The organism is Acinetobacter amyesii, from assembly GCF_002018365.1.
GTDB classification, from domain to species: Bacteria; Pseudomonadota; Gammaproteobacteria; order Pseudomonadales; family Moraxellaceae; genus Acinetobacter; species Acinetobacter amyesii.
The window spans coordinates 125,839-142,392 of record NZ_MVKX01000010.1; the positions used below are offsets into that span (position 1 = coordinate 125,839).

Annotated in this window: 19 protein-coding genes and 1 rRNA gene; 12 read left to right on the top strand and 8 right to left on the bottom strand. The window is 41.3% G+C overall.

What is annotated here, in order from left to right; translation table 11 throughout:
- Positions 1 to 248: 248 nt before the first annotated feature.
- Positions 249 to 1,520: a bifunctional phosphopantothenoylcysteine decarboxylase/phosphopantothenate--cysteine ligase CoaBC gene (gene coaBC, locus B1202_RS14445; RefSeq protein ID WP_078191307.1), complete on the bottom strand. Its 1,272-nt coding sequence runs from the start codon at positions 1,518 to 1,520 to the stop codon at positions 249 to 251.
- 112 nt (positions 1,521 to 1,632) lie between these two features.
- Here coaBC and radC point away from each other — a divergent pair, with 112 nt between their 5' ends.
- Both radC and B1202_RS14455 read left to right on the top strand, forming a co-directional pair.
- Entirely contained in the window at positions 1,633 to 2,334 is a 702-nt protein-coding gene (gene radC, locus B1202_RS14450; protein WP_078191308.1) for a RadC family protein, read from the top strand.
- Positions 2,335 to 2,409: 75 nt separating this feature from the next.
- The gene (locus B1202_RS14455; protein WP_078191309.1) at positions 2,410 to 3,321 is read left to right on the top strand and encodes a bestrophin family protein; all 912 of its coding nucleotides are present in this window, start codon (positions 2,410 to 2,412) and stop codon (positions 3,319 to 3,321) included.
- A gap of 94 nt (positions 3,322 to 3,415) precedes the next feature.
- Here B1202_RS14455 and B1202_RS14460 read toward each other — a convergent pair whose 3' ends face one another.
- Complete coding sequence (locus B1202_RS14460) at positions 3,416 to 4,267, bottom strand: PHP domain-containing protein (protein ID WP_078191310.1); 852 nt, start codon at positions 4,265 to 4,267, stop codon at positions 3,416 to 3,418.
- A gap of 44 nt (positions 4,268 to 4,311) precedes the next feature.
- Between B1202_RS14460 and B1202_RS14465 the strand changes: the two genes are divergently transcribed.
- From B1202_RS14465 to mnmC, 4 genes are read left to right on the top strand one after another with little or no spacing between them, the layout of a single operon-like run.
- A complete protein-coding gene (locus tag B1202_RS14465) occupies positions 4,312 to 4,923 on the top strand; it encodes an inner membrane-spanning protein YciB (protein WP_078191311.1) in 612 nt (203 codons plus the stop codon).
- Between the two features lie 28 nt (positions 4,924 to 4,951).
- Positions 4,952 to 5,254, top strand: a complete 303-nt coding sequence (locus tag B1202_RS14470; RefSeq protein WP_078191312.1) for a YciI family protein — start codon at positions 4,952 to 4,954, stop codon at positions 5,252 to 5,254.
- A gap of 5 nt (positions 5,255 to 5,259) precedes the next feature.
- Complete coding sequence (locus B1202_RS14475) at positions 5,260 to 5,775, top strand: hypothetical protein (protein ID WP_078191313.1); 516 nt, start codon at positions 5,260 to 5,262, stop codon at positions 5,773 to 5,775.
- A 37-nt stretch (positions 5,776 to 5,812) separates the two neighbouring features.
- Entirely contained in the window at positions 5,813 to 7,759 is a 1,947-nt protein-coding gene (mnmC, locus tag B1202_RS14480; RefSeq protein ID WP_078191314.1) for an FAD-dependent 5-carboxymethylaminomethyl-2-thiouridine(34) oxidoreductase MnmC, read from the top strand.
- Between the two features lie 44 nt (positions 7,760 to 7,803).
- On the opposite strand, the gene B1202_RS14485 is transcribed toward mnmC, so the two are convergent.
- Positions 7,804 to 8,118 (bottom strand): rhodanese-like domain-containing protein, encoded by a 315-nt coding sequence (locus B1202_RS14485; protein WP_078191315.1) that lies wholly within the window; start codon positions 8,116 to 8,118, stop codon positions 7,804 to 7,806.
- 92 nt (positions 8,119 to 8,210) lie between these two features.
- On the opposite strand from B1202_RS14485, the gene B1202_RS14490 reads away from it, so the two are divergent.
- The 3 genes from B1202_RS14490 (at position 8,211) to B1202_RS14500 (ending at position 9,863) form a co-directional block, all read left to right on the top strand.
- Entirely contained in the window at positions 8,211 to 8,699 is a 489-nt protein-coding gene (locus B1202_RS14490) for a YajQ family cyclic di-GMP-binding protein (protein ID WP_078191316.1), read from the top strand.
- A gap of 27 nt (positions 8,700 to 8,726) precedes the next feature.
- A complete protein-coding gene (locus B1202_RS14495; RefSeq protein ID WP_078191317.1) occupies positions 8,727 to 9,230 on the top strand; it encodes a DUF4442 domain-containing protein in 504 nt (167 codons plus the stop codon).
- 132 nt (positions 9,231 to 9,362) lie between these two features.
- On the top strand, positions 9,363 to 9,863 hold the full coding sequence (locus B1202_RS14500; protein WP_078191318.1) for an ester cyclase: 501 nt from the start codon (positions 9,363 to 9,365) through the stop codon (positions 9,861 to 9,863).
- 66 nt (positions 9,864 to 9,929) lie between these two features.
- Here B1202_RS14500 and B1202_RS14505 read toward each other — a convergent pair whose 3' ends face one another.
- From B1202_RS14505 to B1202_RS14515, 3 genes are read right to left on the bottom strand one after another with little or no spacing between them, the layout of a single operon-like run.
- Complete coding sequence (locus tag B1202_RS14505; protein ID WP_078191328.1) at positions 9,930 to 10,349, bottom strand: acyl-CoA thioesterase; 420 nt, start codon at positions 10,347 to 10,349, stop codon at positions 9,930 to 9,932.
- 21 nt (positions 10,350 to 10,370) lie between these two features.
- Positions 10,371 to 10,802 carry a thioredoxin TrxC gene (trxC, locus tag B1202_RS14510; protein ID WP_078191319.1) on the bottom strand — a complete coding sequence of 144 codons (432 nt, stop codon included), beginning with the start codon at positions 10,800 to 10,802 and terminating at the stop codon, positions 10,371 to 10,373.
- Positions 10,803 to 11,699: an alpha/beta hydrolase gene (locus B1202_RS14515; protein ID WP_078191320.1), complete on the bottom strand. Its 897-nt coding sequence runs from the start codon at positions 11,697 to 11,699 to the stop codon at positions 10,803 to 10,805.
- A gap of 124 nt (positions 11,700 to 11,823) precedes the next feature.
- On the opposite strand from B1202_RS14515, the gene B1202_RS14520 reads away from it, so the two are divergent.
- Entirely contained in the window at positions 11,824 to 12,159 is a 336-nt protein-coding gene (locus B1202_RS14520; RefSeq protein ID WP_078191321.1) for a TIGR01244 family sulfur transferase, read from the top strand.
- Positions 12,152 to 12,574: a beta-lactamase hydrolase domain-containing protein gene (locus B1202_RS14525; RefSeq protein WP_078191322.1), complete on the top strand. Its 423-nt coding sequence runs from the start codon at positions 12,152 to 12,154 to the stop codon at positions 12,572 to 12,574. The genes B1202_RS14520 and B1202_RS14525 overlap by 8 nt, the downstream gene beginning before the upstream one ends.
- Before the next feature lie 152 nt (positions 12,575 to 12,726).
- On the opposite strand, the gene B1202_RS14530 is transcribed toward B1202_RS14525, so the two are convergent.
- Positions 12,727 to 14,727, bottom strand: coding sequence for an Ig-like domain-containing protein (locus tag B1202_RS14530; protein WP_078191323.1), 2,001 nt, complete (start codon positions 14,725 to 14,727; stop codon positions 12,727 to 12,729).
- A 141-nt stretch (positions 14,728 to 14,868) separates the two neighbouring features.
- Between B1202_RS14530 and B1202_RS14535 the strand changes: the two genes are divergently transcribed.
- On the top strand, positions 14,869 to 16,242 hold the full coding sequence (locus tag B1202_RS14535; RefSeq protein ID WP_078191324.1) for a dihydrolipoyl dehydrogenase: 1,374 nt from the start codon (positions 14,869 to 14,871) through the stop codon (positions 16,240 to 16,242).
- 138 nt (positions 16,243 to 16,380) lie between these two features.
- On the opposite strand, the gene rrf is transcribed toward B1202_RS14535, so the two are convergent.
- Positions 16,381 to 16,495: ribosomal RNA gene (gene rrf / locus B1202_RS14540) — 5S ribosomal RNA — on the bottom strand.
- Between the last annotated feature and the right edge of the window lie 59 nt (positions 16,496 to 16,554).

Genomic DNA, 16,554 nt, shown 5'->3' on the forward strand with positions numbered 1-16,554 from the left:
TATTTAATTTTGATATCAATCACTTAAATTGCATTTTTGCTGTTTTAAAACACTGACAGCCTTGGTCTATTGCTGACATATTTTTGTTGAAAATGACCATTTTGGTAGTTGTTTCCTAGCCTTCATATTTTCAATATGAAATCGATCCTATTGTGATCTCTTCAATATAAATCCTGAAATAAAACATCGTAAAGGCGCCATAAAAAAATCCCCGAACATTGCGGGGATTTTTAAGGCATCAACTGAAATTATTCATCGTCCGTTTCAGGCTCATGATGTAGCGCATCATGTATGGCTTCCACCAATTGCTGTGCAATTTCTTGTTTGGATGCCTTCTCTAAATCACGCTTTTCCATTTGATATTGATCGGCGAAGAACACCGTCATGGCATTTTCATCTGAAGCAAAACCAATGTCTTTACGTGAAACATCATTGCACGCAATCATATCGAGTTTTTTCGCCACAAGTTTGCCTGCAGCATACTCTTCGACATTGCGTGTCTCAGCAGCAAATCCCACCATAAATGGACGTTTTGACTGCTGCGCAATCGTTGCAACGATATCTGGATTTTTAATTAAAGCCACATTGAGTTCATCGCCAGCTTTTTTGATTTTATGCTCTGCAACTTCTGCCACGCGATAATCAGCAACAGCTGCTGTTGCGATAAAAATATCACAGCCTTCATCCAACATTTGCAGACTGGTCTCTAACATTTTAATTGCAGACTGCACATTAATCCGTCGCACACCATTTGGTGTATCTAAACTGACAGGTCCTGCGATCAGCGTAACTTTAGCCCCAGCCGCATAACAAGCCGCTGCCAGTGCGAACCCCATTTTACCTGTGCTGTGGTTGGAAATATAACGTACAGGATCTATCGACTCACGTGTAGGACCAGCTGTAATCGCCACATGTTTACCGGCAAGCATGCCAAATTTTTCAGCAATAGCTCGCTGTGCTTGATGAAAATAGGCCGTCACTTGATCCGCCAAGTCTTCTGGCTCAGGCATACGTCCTAAGCCCACATCTCCACAGGCTTGAGAGCCGGCATCGGGCATGATCACATGTACGCCATCTTCAACCAGTGTATTTAAATTACGCTGTGTCGCTTTGGCTGCCCACATTTGCTGATTCATCGCAGGGGCAACCCAGACGGGTGCTTTTGTTGCAAGATAAAGTGTAGAAAGAAGGTCATCTGCTAAACCCGCCGCAAATTTTGCCAGCGTGTCGCAACTTGCAGGAGCAACCAATACCAAATCAGCCCAACGTGCCAATTCAATATGCCCCATACCCGCTTCTGCTTCGGGATTGAGTAATTCAGTATGCACAGGGTTGCCTGAAAGCGCCTGAAACGTTAGCGGGGTCACAAAGGCTTGCGCACCTTGAGTCATCACCACGCGCACATCAAATCCGGCATCTTTTAACCGACGGACAAGAATGGCACTTTTATAGGCTGCGATACCACCAGTGACACCTAAAAGAATATTTTTTGTGGGCATTACACTTAAATCAAAGCTCACGAACAGGCTACCTATCTGTTGCAGTGGCGCTCACAATAGCATTAAATATGCACTGACCCAACAATCTGCTGCGAAAAAGCCGATTGACTGATAATAAAAAAGTCTAAGAATAATGAATAATTCAATTAAAAATTGGCCTGAACAAGAGCGTCCACGTGAGCGCCTGATTCAACAAGGCGCACAAAGTTTATCCGATGCTGAGCTACTGGCTATTTTCCTACGCTCTGGTTCCCAGCAGCACTCTGCTGTCGAACTCGCACGACTTTTGATTCAACATTTTGGTCAGTTGCAAGCGCTAATGGATGCGTCACTTGAGGATTTACGCCAGTTTCATGGCATCGGAAATAGTAAATATGCGCAGCTCATGGCGGTAAAAGAACTCGGTAAACGCTATGTGAGTCAGCATTTTCAAAATGAAGCCTTACACTTGCAACATTCTGAACAATTGCAAAAATTTCTTCGCTTTGAATTTTTATCGGAGCGTCAAGAAGTCTTTGGCGTGCTTTGTCTAGATGCGCATTTAAGAAAAATAAACTTTAAAAAACTTTTTTATGGCAGCCTCAATACCTGTGAAATTTCCATCAATCAACTGCTGCGTTATGCCATTTCTGAACACGCCAGCAGTATCGTCATTGCACATAATCATCCTTTCGGTCGTGCAGAACCTTCTGCTGCCGATCTTGAATTGACTCGACTCATTCAGCAGGCTTGTCAGCTGGTGGAAATTCGACTGATTGATCATTGCATTATCTCAACAGAAGGGAGTTTTTCCTTTGCTGAACATGGCTTGCTCCGAGCACACTCATCTGCATGAAACAGTTATTGACAAGTGCTTGAGCAAACCCGAAGATCATCATAATTTTTTAAAACTAGAAATTATCATTCGAACATGATCGTCCGTGACCAACCGAGTATTTTTAAACTGCTATTTTCTTGGCGAGGAACGATTTTACCTAAGGTTTTACCGCCGCTCGGGATCGTTATGTTGCTGTCTGCCATTGTGGGCGGCTTATCCTATGTCGATATCTTCCATTTTACCGAATTTCCTTTGGTCGGCTTTACCCTAATCGGTGTTGTGCTGTCGATTTTCTTAGGCTTTAAAAACTCAGCCTGCTATGACCGTTGGTGGGAAGCTCGGCGTTTATGGGGCATTTTGATTGCCAACGCGCGCCATTTTGACCGTGACTGCCGTTTACTCAGTCAAGGCCGTCGTGAACGTGTGATTCAACATGTGATTGTCTTTGCCAATGTTTTACGTGACCGACTCCGCCATCAAACTGCCAATCCCACAGAACTGGTTGAAACCAGCGGCATGAGTGCGAATGCCATCACCCAGTTATACCAACAAGCCAATGCACCGCAGTACACGTTGAGTTTGATTCAATGGGAGCTCATGCAAGCACTCAAAGATGGTGAAATTTCAGATATTATTTATACCCAGATGAATCAGCATGTGATGGAACTCAGCACCGTACAAACCGGCTGTGACCGTATTGCCACCACGCCATTACCGTTTGCTTATTCAGTCTTGCTAAATCGAACCGTTTATTTTTTCTGTTTTGTCTTGCCGTTTAGCTTGGGTTCTACTCTAGGTCTCGCAACTCCCCTTTTGGTCGGGATTTTGGCCTATACCTTTTTAGGCTTAGATGCGCTGAGTTCAGAGATAGAAGAACCCTTCGGTACACAAAGTAATGACCTTCCATTGGACTCGATGGTGCGAACTATTGAAATTGAACTTCTAGGAACTCTAGGAAAACCCACCCCACCACCGATTCAAGCCAAAGATCATAATTTACTGTAATTGATCACTGCGTCTAAACCCTCGCTTACATAGCCTTGCGCACACTTTTTGTACATCGAAAATTTGTAAGTGAGAGCAATCATTGCGCAAGGCTTTAAGCAAAACTCTCCCAAATTCCAATTTGCCCCTCTTTCACTCGAGGGATATTGCCGAGTTTAATCCATGGCATATTGTCACCATGAAAATCACTGCCAACAGAAACTTTTAAGTTAAAGGCCGCAATCATGCGATCCACCATTTGACGAGTCGATAATGGCTCAATTGCCGGTGGTAACTCCACCGCATCACCGCCTGCTTCAGCAAAGATTTCGATCAAATAACGAATATTGGTCGCAGATAAATCATAACGTGTCGGATGCGCCAACACTGCAAAGCCACCACTGGCATGAATGATCTCAATGGTTTCAGTAAGACTTGGACCTTCAAATTTTACAAAGGCTTTTTTACCTTCTTTAATATATTTATCAAAAGCTTGTTGTGGACGTGAAACCACACCCTTTTCCACCAAAGTTTTGGCAATATGGGTACGTGTTACCCGATCTGGAATATGGTCGACTTTGGCAATCACATCGCTATAAATATCTTGACCAATTAACGGTATCAGTAAGTCACAAATCTGCCGAGCACGTTCCGCTCGAATACGCTTTTGATCCATCAATAAGGCTTGTAAGGGCGCAGGATTTTGCATATTTAAAGCGACGATATGCACACCATAACTTTTTTTGGTCGCAGGTCTCGACCACTGGCTAGAAATCTCCACACCAGAGATTAAGTGCAGCTTTAATTCATGCGCGACCTGCTCTGCTGCCAACAATCCGTCCATCGTATCGTGATCAGTTAAAGCCAGCGTATGAATGCCGATAGCACTTGCGGCCTGCACCAAAGCCTCTGGTGACAAAGTACCATCAGAAATATTACTGTGTGTATGTAAATCTACGCCTTGCATCTCTATACTATGTCATTTATTTGATCAGATTTAGATACTCTAACATGAAAGCACTTTTAGACTTTGTGCCACTCATTATTTTCTTTTATTTATATAAAACTGTAGATCCAAAAGATACGCAGCACCCATTATTACAATTGATTGGTTCTGCTGGGGGTGTCGATAACAATAACATTCTTGTGGCAACATCAGGTCTCATCATTTCCATGCTTGTGGTTTATGGTGCATTGTTTGTCATGCAAAAATTCCGTCTAGATAAACAACAATGGATTGTGTTGTTCATGACCGTGATTTTTGGTGGTATTACCCTGATGCTAAGCGATGATTTTTATATTCGTTTAAAAGCCGTTTTACTGAACTTAGTGTTTGCTGGGGCGTTTTTACTTTCTCCACTATTTAGTAAAGATAAGAAACCACTCATCGAACGTTTATTTGGTCCAGTCTTAAATTTAACCGCTGTCGGTTGGAAACGATTGAACTATGCATGGGCTGCAATGTTCGTGGTGATGTCATGTTTACACACCTTTTTCGCTTATTTGTTTGCAGACGGAAAATATTGGGGTGAATTCACTGCTTTTGGTGACATGATCGTGATGTTTTCCTTTATCATTATTCAGTTTATTGTATTACGTAAATACTTTAAGACCTCAGAATAATCCATTCGGTCAAAAATCAGGAAAAGTCATGCCATTATTCGTCGTAAGCTGTACAGATAATGAAGGTACAGTGGAAAAGCGCCTTGCAGTTCGTCCTCAACATCTTGAACGTCTACAAAAACTTGATGATGAAGGTCGTCTGATTGTTGCAGGTGCAATGCCTAAAGATCCGGCAAACCCGCAAGCTGGTTTTTACGGCAGTACGATCATTGTCGATTTTGATAGTCGTGAAGCCCTAGACCAATGGTTGGCAGATGAACCTTTCCTCAAAGAAGGGGTTTATGGCCAAATTGATGTCAAACCATTTAACAAAGCATTTCCTAAAGGATAAGGTTCATGCGCGTCGTTGTTTCTAGTTTACTGGGCTTATCTTTAATTTGTTCAACTGCATGGGCTGAAGAACCGGCTCCTGCACCTGCTGTAGCCCCTGCTGCTCAAGCAACGACTGCAACACCTCCTCCCAATCCTGTGCCGCATACCATTCCTGCCAATAAACCGGGCATCATTAAAGTGGCGGCAACCGTCAATCCTAATGGTCAACCTCAAGATGCAAATCCATTGACCATTGAACAACTGGCAAAAAATAAAGCGCTGCAAGATGCCAAAGTCAAAGCGATGGTCAAAGACCAATCTGTACGCTTACAACAGTTAGAAAAAGCTAACCTTGAAGCCTTGGCGCAAAACCAAGAATTACAACTTAAAAATGATAGCTTGGGCGTACAAGTACAAGTGCTACAAAGTGAACGTAGCGCGCAGATGTTTTTATATGGCGGGACCACACTTGGTGTTGGCGTGATTTTAGGTTTCTTGTTGGCCAGTTACGTCTATACCAAACGTCGTCGTCAATGGTAATTCGTTTTTCTACTTCAATTTAAAGGTTGCTTGAGTTTTGTCAGGTGCAATTCAGACTGCCGATCTCGATTGGCAAATGATCGATGGCATTGATATTCCAGTGTCTAAACAGTTTGGTGATGTGTATTTTTCGAAGGACAATGGCCTACTCGAAACACGTCATGTGTTTTTAAAAGGGAATGACCTCGACACTCGCCTTGCGGCACTGACTGATTTTGAATATTTCAGTGTCGGCGAAACAGGTTTTGGTACAGGCTTAAATATTTTGGCTCTGTGGCAATTATGGCAACAGGTTCGTCCAGATAATCACAGTCATCTGCATGCCATTTCTGTAGAAAAATTCCCTTTATCTAAAGTAGACCTCATTCGTGCATTAAATGCATGGCCTGAATTACAGCCATTGGCACAGCAACTGATTGCGCAATATCCTGAACCTATTGCGGGATGTCATCGACTCAATTTTCCAGAAGAACGTTTTTCAATTGATCTTTGGTTAGGCGATGCACACGACGTTTTTCCCGTCATGGCAAAAACTGCTACGGTCAATGCATGGTTCTTGGACGGTTTTGCACCTGCCTGTAATCCTGACATGTGGGAAGAAAACGTACTCAAAAATATCGTGCGTCTATCGGACATTGGGACAACCTTCGCCTCATTTAGTGTGGCAGGTGTACTGAAACGCGGCTTACGTGAGCATGGTATTACCATTACACGACCACGTGGCTTTGCTCATAAGCGTGAAATGCTCAAAGCCTTTTGGCTCGCACCTGAAAGATCAGATGATCAATCCGATGTTGCTGACCTTCCCACTTTAGACGAAAAAAAAAATCCTAAAATCGCTCTAGGACATAAGCCCCGTCAAATCGCGATTATTGGCGCTGGCATCGCCGGTTTAAGCTGTGCTTGGGCATTTGCTCAACGCGGGCATCACGTGCGTATTTACGAGAAATCAGCACCACTCAGCGGTGGGTCGGGTAATCCTCTTGCCTTACTCAACCCTAAACTCTGTCCAATTGAACAAAGTGCTGAACATCTGATGACCCTGAGTTGGTTATATGCGCTCAAGCATTATCAAAACTTCAAGGCATTTCGTCCCTTACAGATTCACCAATCTATTTTAAAAAATAAAGCAGAACACCTTGAGTTAGCTCAAAGTTATCCTTCAGAGGTGTTAGCTGCTGAAGAAGGCACGCTAAATCAATTAGCCTCAACATATTCAACCCTGCTCCTCAAACAAGCAGGTGCAGTCAGTCCACATCAGCTTCGTGACCAAATCTTGGCACATCCGCACATTGAATTGTTACAAGCAGATATTCAACGCATTGAACAACAACAAAATGGCGTTGCGCTATTTACACAGGATCAGCAGCTTCCATCTGCCGAACATGTCATTCTCTGTGCGGCACGTGAGAGCATGCAGCTACAAACAGATTATCCAGAACTGCGTGCCATTCGTGGACAAGTCAGTTGGTTGAACAATCCCGCTCAACAAATGGATATGCATACCGCCTATAGTTATGGGGGCTATTGTATACAACTGGATGCCGAACAGATGATTATGGGCGCGTCATTTTATCCCGGCCGTGATGACACCGACGTTCTCACAGAAGATCATGTGCATAACTATGAACTTATCCACAGTGTGTTCCCCGACTTTGCCAAAACCTTAGCACCGATTGAGCAATGGCAAGGACGTGCCGCGATTCGCGCACAGACAAAAGACTTTTTTCCGGTGATTGGTGCAGTTCATGAAGATCAGCACATTTATAGCTGCAGTGGACTCGGTTCTAAAGGTTTCCTGTATGCCCCGCTCTGTAGTGAAATCATTGCCGCACTGGTCTTAAAAGAAGCCTGCCCGATTCCAACTCAGCTACTCGATAAAATTCATGCAGCACGTTTTATACGACGCTCCAAAGCGAAACAAAAAACCAAGAAGCCTTATTTTCAGGGTCAGATGCCGTCATCTCCACCTCAAGAAAAATAATCCGCAATAAAAAAGCGCCTTTCGGCGCTTTTTTTGATTCGATCTTATTTCCCTTGTTCCAAAGGAAGACCGGCATCACGAGCAGCACGCGTGCCGCCCATTAAGATTACATATTCACGTGAGCTGTCAAAACCCTCTAGTAACTCTGCTGCACGTGGAGCTTTACTTCCGCCACCACATAAAATGTAAATGGGTTGATCCGTTGACACCTGAGTCAGTGCATCTGATGACAATGCGGTGATCGGTTGGTTAACCGCACCTTTCACATGTGCCTCAGCATAAGCACTTGCATCGCGAACATCCCAGATAATCGAGTCTTCTGGGAACTCAAATGTTGTAATTTCTTGTTTACGGATCATTGCGCACTCCTTTTGATGTAAACAACACTTGGCAAATGAAGAAAACATCCCTAGCATCTCAGATATTCTTTCCCTTTGTAAAGGTCTAATCTATGCCTTCTTTTGATATTGTTTCCGAATTAGAAGTTTTTGAAGTAAATCATGCAGTTCAAAACACGCAAAAAGAAATTGCGACGCGTTTTGACTTCCGCGGTCATGACGTTTCAATTGAGTTAAATGAGAAAAATAAGGAAATCAAAATCTCAACAGAAAGCGATTTCCAATGTGAGCAAGTGTATACCATGCTCGAAAATCATTTCTTCAAACGTAAAGTCGACATTCAAGCGCTCGATCCACAAAAAATGACTGCTTCTGGTAAAAACGTCATTCAAGTGATCAAACTAAAAGACGGTCTTGACTCTGATACTGCAAAAAAAATCAATAAAGCCATTAAAGAAAGCGGCATTAAAGTGCAGTCTTCTATTCAAGGCGACAAAATTCGTGTGACTGACAAGAAGCGTGACACTTTGCAACAAGTGATGGCGTTCTTAAAAGAGCAACAGTTTGGTGTGCCGCTTCAATTTAACAACTTTAAAGATTAAGGCAGCACAACTGCCATTGAGGTCAATATGGCACGTCCAAATCGTCTAAATAAACTGGTCAAAGCAAGCTCTAAATTACCCAAAGGTATTCAAAGTCGTTTGCTCAGTCGAGCTTTTGGTCGTGTCGTGCCCATGGTTGGAACGGCTAAAATCCAATATCAACATGTCAGCCCTGAGCGTGTTGAGGTGAGCATCGCCAATCATAAGGCGATGCAAAACCACATCGGGCAAGTACATGCCTGTGCCATGGCGCTGATCGCAGAAACAGCCACAGGTTTTGTCACAGCAATGAACGTCCCTGATAGCGCCATTGTCCTGATTAAAAGCTTCAAAGTTGATTTTAAACGTCCAACCCAAGGTGGGATGAAAGCCATCGCAACACTTACACCTGAACAGCAACAACAAATGCAAAGCACAGAAAAAGGTGAAACCTTAGTACAGGTCTTAGTCACCGATGAATCTGGTGAAGCACCCATCCAATGCGAAATGCTTTGGGCTTGGGTGGCAAAATCCGCTCTGAAAAATAAATAAATGTAAATAAAACTTACTTTTAGGTAAGTGTAAGTTTTACCAAATTTCAGCATAATCAAGACTGTTTTTTACTATTTATACGCCCTAATTCCGCTCAATATGCTTGCACGACACAAATATATTGAGCACTTTATGAAAAAAATCATTCCCCTTTCATTCATCGGCATGGCGGTGTTTTTAACTGCATGTCAAAGTACTATTCCTGCAACGCCAACGACTCCAAATCAAACGGCTGAAAGCAATATTCAAACCAGCCAAGCGGCGGAAAATAAGAAAATCGTGATTGATTTTTATGAAGGTGTCTTTCTTAAACATCAGGTTAAGACATATGCTGACCGATATATTGGCAATCAATATATTCAACATAATCCGCATGTACCTGATGGCAAAGCGCCTTTTGTCGATTATTTCACCCAGTATTTTAAACAATATCCTGAAGCAAAAAACCAGATCAAACGTGCCGCTGCCGAAGGTGATTTGGTCTATTTACATGTACACTCTACGCAAAATAAGCAAGACCGTGGAGAAGCCATTATCGATATCTTCCGTGTTGAAAATGGCAAGATCGTCGAACATTGGGATGTGCAACAAAGCATTCCTGAAACCAGTGCCAATTCAAATACGATGTTCTAATTTCTCAGTCACTATTCATAAAAAAGCCACTCGATTGAGCGGCTTTTTTATTGCGTCATACTTTAATTAAGCTTGATCTGCAGCAAATTTAGCTTTTGCATCCGCAGGAATTTGACGCTTAGCACCTTTCACATCGACAGCGACAAATGTAAACACACCTTCGGTTACGCGAATTGGATCACGTGAGCTGTCATGGCTATCCCAAACTTCAATCTGCATTTGGATAGAGGTATTACCCACTTTTAAAATTTTGGTATATACACTGATGACATCCCCGACTTTCACAGGAACGAGGAAGGTCATTTGGTTAATTGAAATCGTTGCACAGCGTCCTTGACTGAAACGCTCTGCGTGAATTGCACCGGCCAAGTCCATTTGTGACACGATCCAACCACCGAAAACATCACCACTCCAGTTGGTGTCTGCAGGCATCGCGATGGTTTGTAGGGAAAGCGTTCCTTCAGGTTTTACATGAGTTTCTGACACTTTAGCTCCTGGCGCTGACATTTATTGAGGTAGATTTAACTGCTGATTGAGCCATTGTTGTAACTCACCAGCACGCATTGCACCACTTATTCTAGCAATTTCGTTGGTTTTATTCATCAAAACCAGTGTAGGAATACTACGAACATTAAATGCACCGCTCAATCGAGGGTTTGCTTCGGTATCAATTTTAGCAAAAACCACCTTCGGATTTGATTTTGCAACTTGTGCAAAGTGTGGCGCCATCATCTTACATGGTCCACACCATTCAGCCCATAAATCGATCAGCACAGGTAAATCACTATTGCTAATAAAGTTTGCAAAGTTCTTTTCATTCAACTCGATGGGTGCCAATGGAATCAATGCTTGGTGACATTGACCACATGCAGGTCCAACTTCGAGTTTTTCTTCAGGCACACGGTTTTTTGCACCACATTCAGGACACACAACGATCATTTAGCTGACTCCAACATGTTGATGTAAAAATTCTAATTGGGTTGCCATGGCTTTTTCAAACCATTGCCCATGATAAATATCAAAATGTTGCATTTCCCACTCATAATACTGCACATACGGTGCAATATTGGTCGCAGTTTCTCGGCTTGATTCGATGGGAATCAAACTATCTTCTTTGGCTGCAATAAAAAGTACTGGTATGCTAATTTTTCGGACATCCAATATTGGGCGATAACGGATTAACTTAAAAAAGGCCCGAGCCGGAATTTCTCCACTCCAATAAAAATCAGGATTGACAATCGATAAGTAGCCCGCATAACTGTCTTCAGACTGTAAAAAACACAATCGATGTGGATCAACTACAGGTAAAGTCGTTGGGCTCATCCCAACTTTAGAGCCCATATAGTCCTGACTCGATAATTTTAACGCTTTAGGTAATTGCTGTAAGGGATACAATTTTGCACTTTCAGCGCCGTCGACAAATGGAACTTGTACCATCACCGCTTTAATATTTTTAAGCTCTGCCGCTAAACTGAGTACATAGCCACCACTCAGCGATGTTCCCCATAATACAATGCGTCTTGAATCAATCGATTTACGCTGCTGTAAATGATCGATCATGGTCCGCCAATCTTCAAGTTGTGCCTTCAGGTTTACTAACTCTCGCGGACGCCCTGTACTGCCCCCCCAATAGCGATAATCAAATAACACGACAGCATAGCCTGCTTGCACAAAGCGCTTGGCATATTGCACTAATTTAAATTGGCGTAATGCCGCCAAACCATGTGCCATGAGAATGACTGCAGGTTTTTCAACAGATTTTGGACGATAAAAGTCAGCAGCTATAACATCTTGTCCGCTTTTGACATACAGTGGTTCGACTGTATAGGCGTGCATACGCGCTCCATTGCGTTATTTTATGGTTGTAATCGCTTATAAAAATTTAAGAACATTCTGCTCAAGTTTGTGCTTAATGCTATCATAAAGCATAAATCTATGAATTAAATTATGGAGTGACTCAATGAGCGAAAATGTTGGTTTTGCAGGTCAAATCGGCCCAGAACATGTAGCGCAAGTGGTTGAAAAAGGCTTTAAATCGATTATCAATAACCGCCCTGACATGGAAGGTGGTCCTGAGCAACCAACCAGTGCTCAAATTGAAGAAGCAGCACGTAGCGCTGGTTTAGACTATGTTCATCAACCGGTTGTTGCGGGTCAAATTTCTGAGCTAGATGTCCGTAACTTTGCTAATCATTTTAATGAATTGCCAAAGCCAGTTCTCATGTTCTGCCGTACAGGTAACCGTTCAAACAACCTGTATCAACTAGCAAAACAGATGGATCTTTTGGATGACTAAGGCTTTCATTCAAAAAGCTTTATTGATCGCAACGTGCATCTTCTCAGCACCTACATATGCAGATAATAACAGTCAGCCCTTAAATGCAAATTTAAGTGTATCTGGACAAATGACCACAGATAAGTTTTCAAGTTTACTCAAACAACTTAAATTTAAATCTGTGATTGTGAATCGACCAGATAATGAGACGGGCAACGAAGTGACTGTTTTACAGTTACGAGGAATTGCAGAAAAGTCTCATGTGAGTGTTGTGTATCAACCTGTGCAAAGCGGTAAAATTTCTCAAACAGACGTGAAGGAATTTGCCAAATATTATAATGAGCTTCCTAAACCCATTTTGATGATTTGTCGCAGCGGCTCACGTTCGACATCTCTTTTCAATCAAGCTAAGGCTCAAGGTTTGCTCAATGACTAAATTCGTGTTTACCGTTTTATTTACAACGTTGTTGCTAACAGGGTGTAATTCTATGAATGTACGTCCAACCGTTGGTGTAAGTGTCGGGACTGCACTTTGAATTGAACAGTCCCTACAATAAAAAACAGCGCCGAAGCGCTGTTTTTTATTTATTAACGAATCGTATATTCTTGTTTTGTGATTTGTCCTGTCGGAGCTGTCACTGAAAGCACTAAACTATCGCCTGAGTCACACTCTTTTAAGCGGTAAGAGTAAAACACTTGTGAACTTGTAGAGAATGTAGATGGTGTAAGCAGGTTGAACACTGAAGGTACAGTGGCATTACCACTCCAAAGCTCTGCCGAACAAGACTTTTCATTATCTTTGGTATTATCTTCAGCTTTCACTGCAACAGTCGTACCCGTCGGCATTGGAACAGATTGCGCGCTATTACCAAATAATTTGAAAGTGAAGTTTGACTTAGTCTCTGATACAGCTAGATTTGTAATAGTTGGAACATCATTACTAAATGAAAATACCAGTTGTTGACGAATAACTGCAGAAAGCTCAGTATTACATGTACCTAAGATATTCGGTTGTCCGAAAGTGCTTGCGGCACAAGTATTACCTACAGCTCCACGTTTATATAAAAACTCACCTAAAGCCGCTTCAAAAATCGTGTTTTCATTATCATCACGGAAGAAGTCACCAATATTACTTGTTAACTCATCCACACCTGCAGTGTATAGGTTATCTGAGTCTTTATCGATATAAGACTTATCTCCTTCAACATATGCCAATACCGTTACACGGTTATCAGCAGGTCGTGGATTTTGAGTCTGTAATACAACATTACATTCACCATCAGTCGTAGAACAATTTGGTGTAATACTTCCGCCTTCGGTGACAAAACTAACAACAGTACCATCAGGAACTTTATTACCTACTCGGTCACGTAAACGTGCAACGATTGTCGCTTTATCCCCATCAACATCCCATTGTAATGCATTTTTTGATACAGATAGACTTAAACCATTTTGTGTAACACGGCCTGTTGCCACTGAAACATCTTTAGTTAATGCGCTGACACTTGTATCACTGACTAATGTTGCTTTTAATTCTACAGGGCCAGGTAAACTACCAGGGAAGATATCAACTACAATTTTACCGTCATCATTAGATTTAATAACTTTCTGTGTCTTATTATGTAATGCAATAAAACTCAAATCAGTTGGTGCATAAATGAGCTCAACCAAGACATCTTGGTTTTTAGCAGGTAAATTATTTGAATAAACTGTAAATTCTACTTTACCAGATGCACTTGAGCCGCTATTTGCAGCACCAAGTTTTACTTCACCTGAACTATAAACCAGTGAATTGGCTTTAATAGGATTTATTGTAATATTTTTAGTAGTGGTGGTTGCACCATTATTCGCAGCAATTGTAATTGCTTGGGTGCCTGAGCAAAGCTGACCACCTGATGAAATTGCAGTATATGTTGTTTCAACCAAACCTTGATTTGAGTTTACTGAACTATTCGTAAACGTACCGCAATCAGCTTTAAAATTGACTTGTACATTATTTTGTACCGCATTTGAAGTAGCATCAACAGTTGTTAAACTAATTTTAACCGATCCACCAGCATCAATACTTGATTGATCAAAAGTTAAATTTTCAAATTTTGTTTTCAGTGCTTCAACAGAAACAAATGAATCGCTTGTATTCGCAGTATTCCCATTAAGCTCTGCATTTGCAGATATTTTAAAAATACCTGTTTTTGTTTCATCGGTCGGCTTAATACCAATTTTAGCAACACCTTCAGCATTTGAAAGAACTGTTGCATTTGAAGTTTCAAATGTAATATTTTCACCGGTAAACGTAACGAGTGCACCACTTACTGGCTGTCCATTTTGATCAGTTACTTTTACGCTCGCACTTGCACCTAAAATCGTCAAGATCGTAGTTTTCAGATTATTACTATCAGCAAGTTCAACATTTGTAATATTTAATTTTGCAACTACAGGCGTTTCAATCCCATTATCGTTACCAGAACCGTTCCCGTTATTATTTTCCCCTTGATTAAAATAACCATCACTACCACCACCGCCACAACTCGCTAACAATACGGCTAAAGCTACAGCTGACAGTTTCATAGTCACTTGTTTTTTTTGCATGGAATTCCCCTAAAACCCTCAATATATATAGAGTTGTTATAAATATTTATTGGTTGCTATGTAACCATAGTTATAGCTTTATGTAAACAAAAGGAAGACAAATGTTTGATATGTTAAATTTGAAGTATGAAGGAGAATTTTATGTACGACATCATCATTATCGGTGCAGGAACAGCAGGCATTTCAGCCTATAAAGAAGCAATTAAAAAAACACAAAATATTCTTATCATTAATGATGGTCCTTGGGATACTACCTGTGCACGCGTTGGTTGTATGCCAAGTAAAATACTTATCTCTACTGCCAACTGTATGTACGAAATAAGACATGCAGATAATTTAGGACTAGATGTCAAAAGTGAAATTGATACCTCTCGCGTCATGCAACATGTTCAAACCTTACGTGATCGTTTTACAAGAGCCACGTTAAAAGATGTTGAAAGTTGGCCAAGCCAACATAAAATTTCAGGTAAAGCTGAATTTATTGATTCAAATACCATTCAAGTAAACAACCAAACATTTAAAGCCAAGTCATTTATCCTTGCTGTAGGTACAACTCCTGCTATAGATGCTGAACAAAAACAAATATTAGGCGATAAATTAATTACATCAGATCAGATATTTGAATTAGAACAACTCCCTAAATCAGTCGCAGTTATTGGAAGTGGCGTCATCGCTTTGGAATTAGCCCAAGCTTTAACACGCCTCAATGTAAACACCACTGTTTTTGCACGTAGTCGAAAAATTGGCTCACTGACTAGCCCCGTATTACAGAAGCTTGCACAGGAAGAATTAAGTAAAGAGTTAAAGCTAAAGTTTGAAATTTTACCTGAACATTACTCTGTTAAAGGCGATCTGGTTCATCTAACCTACACTGAAGAAAACGTACAAAAAATGCTACAAGTTAACTATGTCTTAGCTGCAACTGGCAGACGTACATTATTAAATACCTTAAGTTTAGAACGTATAAGTGCCGAATTTAAAGATTTAAAAAAATTACCGATCAACCCTCATACAAAGCAATTAGCAGATTATCCTATTTTTATCGTCGGTGATGCACATACCAATACCCCTATCCAACATGAAGCAGCTCATGAAGGTAAATTTGCTGTACAAAACTGTTTAAAGTTTCCACAAATTAAACCCATCAAGATGCTAACATCTCTAGGCATCTTATTTTCTACACCACAAATGGCAACCATTGGGCAAAGCTATAAGCATCTACAAGATAAAAACACAGAATTCGTCATTGGTTACGTTTCTTATGAAAAACAAGGTCGTGCGATTGTTGCTGCTAAAAATAAAGGGGCTGCCGAAGTATACGTGGATACAATTAGCCATAAACTATTAGGAGCTGAGCTATTCTGCGCGGAAGCTGAACATTTGGCACATTTATTAGCTTGGATGATTTCAGAAGAACGAACCATTCATGAAATTTTAGATAAACCTTTCTATCATCCAACGTTAGAAGAAGGGTTAAGAACAGCATTAAAGCATGCGCGACGTCAGTTAATATAATTTTATCGTTTTATGTAAATTTATAGCGTTGGATATCCAGCGCTTTATTTCGTATCCCGTTTATTTTCCCTCTTTTCTTTCCCTTTTCTCCACATAAAAAAACACCCCAACCGTTTGGTTGGGGTGTTTCGAATAATGAGCTGGCGATGACTTACTCTCACATGGGTAACCCCACACTACCATCAGCGCTAAGAGGTTTCACTTCTGAGTTCGGGAAGGGATCAGGTGGTTCACTCTTGCTATTGTCGCCAGCACAACTGTTATGGATACTTGCTTAGTCTTACGTATTGCTAAGTTTTCTACCAAATGAGT

Bases quoted from the DNA above. Each gene is read 5' to 3' on its own strand.
- radC (WP_078191308.1), top strand. From the start codon at position 1,633: ATGAATAATTCAATTAAAAATTGGCCTGAACAAGAGCGTCCACGTGAG.
- B1202_RS14455 (WP_078191309.1), top strand. From the start codon at position 2,410: ATGATCGTCCGTGACCAACCGAGTATTTTTAAACTGCTATTTTCTTGG.
- B1202_RS14460 (WP_078191310.1), bottom strand. From the start codon at position 4,267: ATGCAAGGCGTAGATTTACATACACACAGTAATATTTCTGATGGTACT.
- B1202_RS14465 (WP_078191311.1), top strand. From the start codon at position 4,312: ATGAAAGCACTTTTAGACTTTGTGCCACTCATTATTTTCTTTTATTTA.
- B1202_RS14470 (WP_078191312.1), top strand. From the start codon at position 4,952: ATGCCATTATTCGTCGTAAGCTGTACAGATAATGAAGGTACAGTGGAA.
- B1202_RS14475 (WP_078191313.1), top strand. From the start codon at position 5,260: ATGCGCGTCGTTGTTTCTAGTTTACTGGGCTTATCTTTAATTTGTTCA.
- B1202_RS14485 (WP_078191315.1), bottom strand. From the start codon at position 8,118: ATGATCCGTAAACAAGAAATTACAACATTTGAGTTCCCAGAAGACTCG.
- B1202_RS14490 (WP_078191316.1), top strand. From the start codon at position 8,211: ATGCCTTCTTTTGATATTGTTTCCGAATTAGAAGTTTTTGAAGTAAAT.
- B1202_RS14495 (WP_078191317.1), top strand. From the start codon at position 8,727: ATGGCACGTCCAAATCGTCTAAATAAACTGGTCAAAGCAAGCTCTAAA.
- B1202_RS14500 (WP_078191318.1), top strand. From the start codon at position 9,363: ATGAAAAAAATCATTCCCCTTTCATTCATCGGCATGGCGGTGTTTTTA.
- trxC (WP_078191319.1), bottom strand. From the start codon at position 10,802: ATGATCGTTGTGTGTCCTGAATGTGGTGCAAAAAACCGTGTGCCTGAA.
- B1202_RS14515 (WP_078191320.1), bottom strand. From the start codon at position 11,699: ATGCACGCCTATACAGTCGAACCACTGTATGTCAAAAGCGGACAAGAT.
- B1202_RS14520 (WP_078191321.1), top strand. From the start codon at position 11,824: ATGAGCGAAAATGTTGGTTTTGCAGGTCAAATCGGCCCAGAACATGTA.
- B1202_RS14525 (WP_078191322.1), top strand. From the start codon at position 12,152: ATGACTAAGGCTTTCATTCAAAAAGCTTTATTGATCGCAACGTGCATC.
- B1202_RS14530 (WP_078191323.1), bottom strand. From the start codon at position 14,727: ATGCAAAAAAAACAAGTGACTATGAAACTGTCAGCTGTAGCTTTAGCC.
- B1202_RS14535 (WP_078191324.1), top strand. From the start codon at position 14,869: ATGTACGACATCATCATTATCGGTGCAGGAACAGCAGGCATTTCAGCC.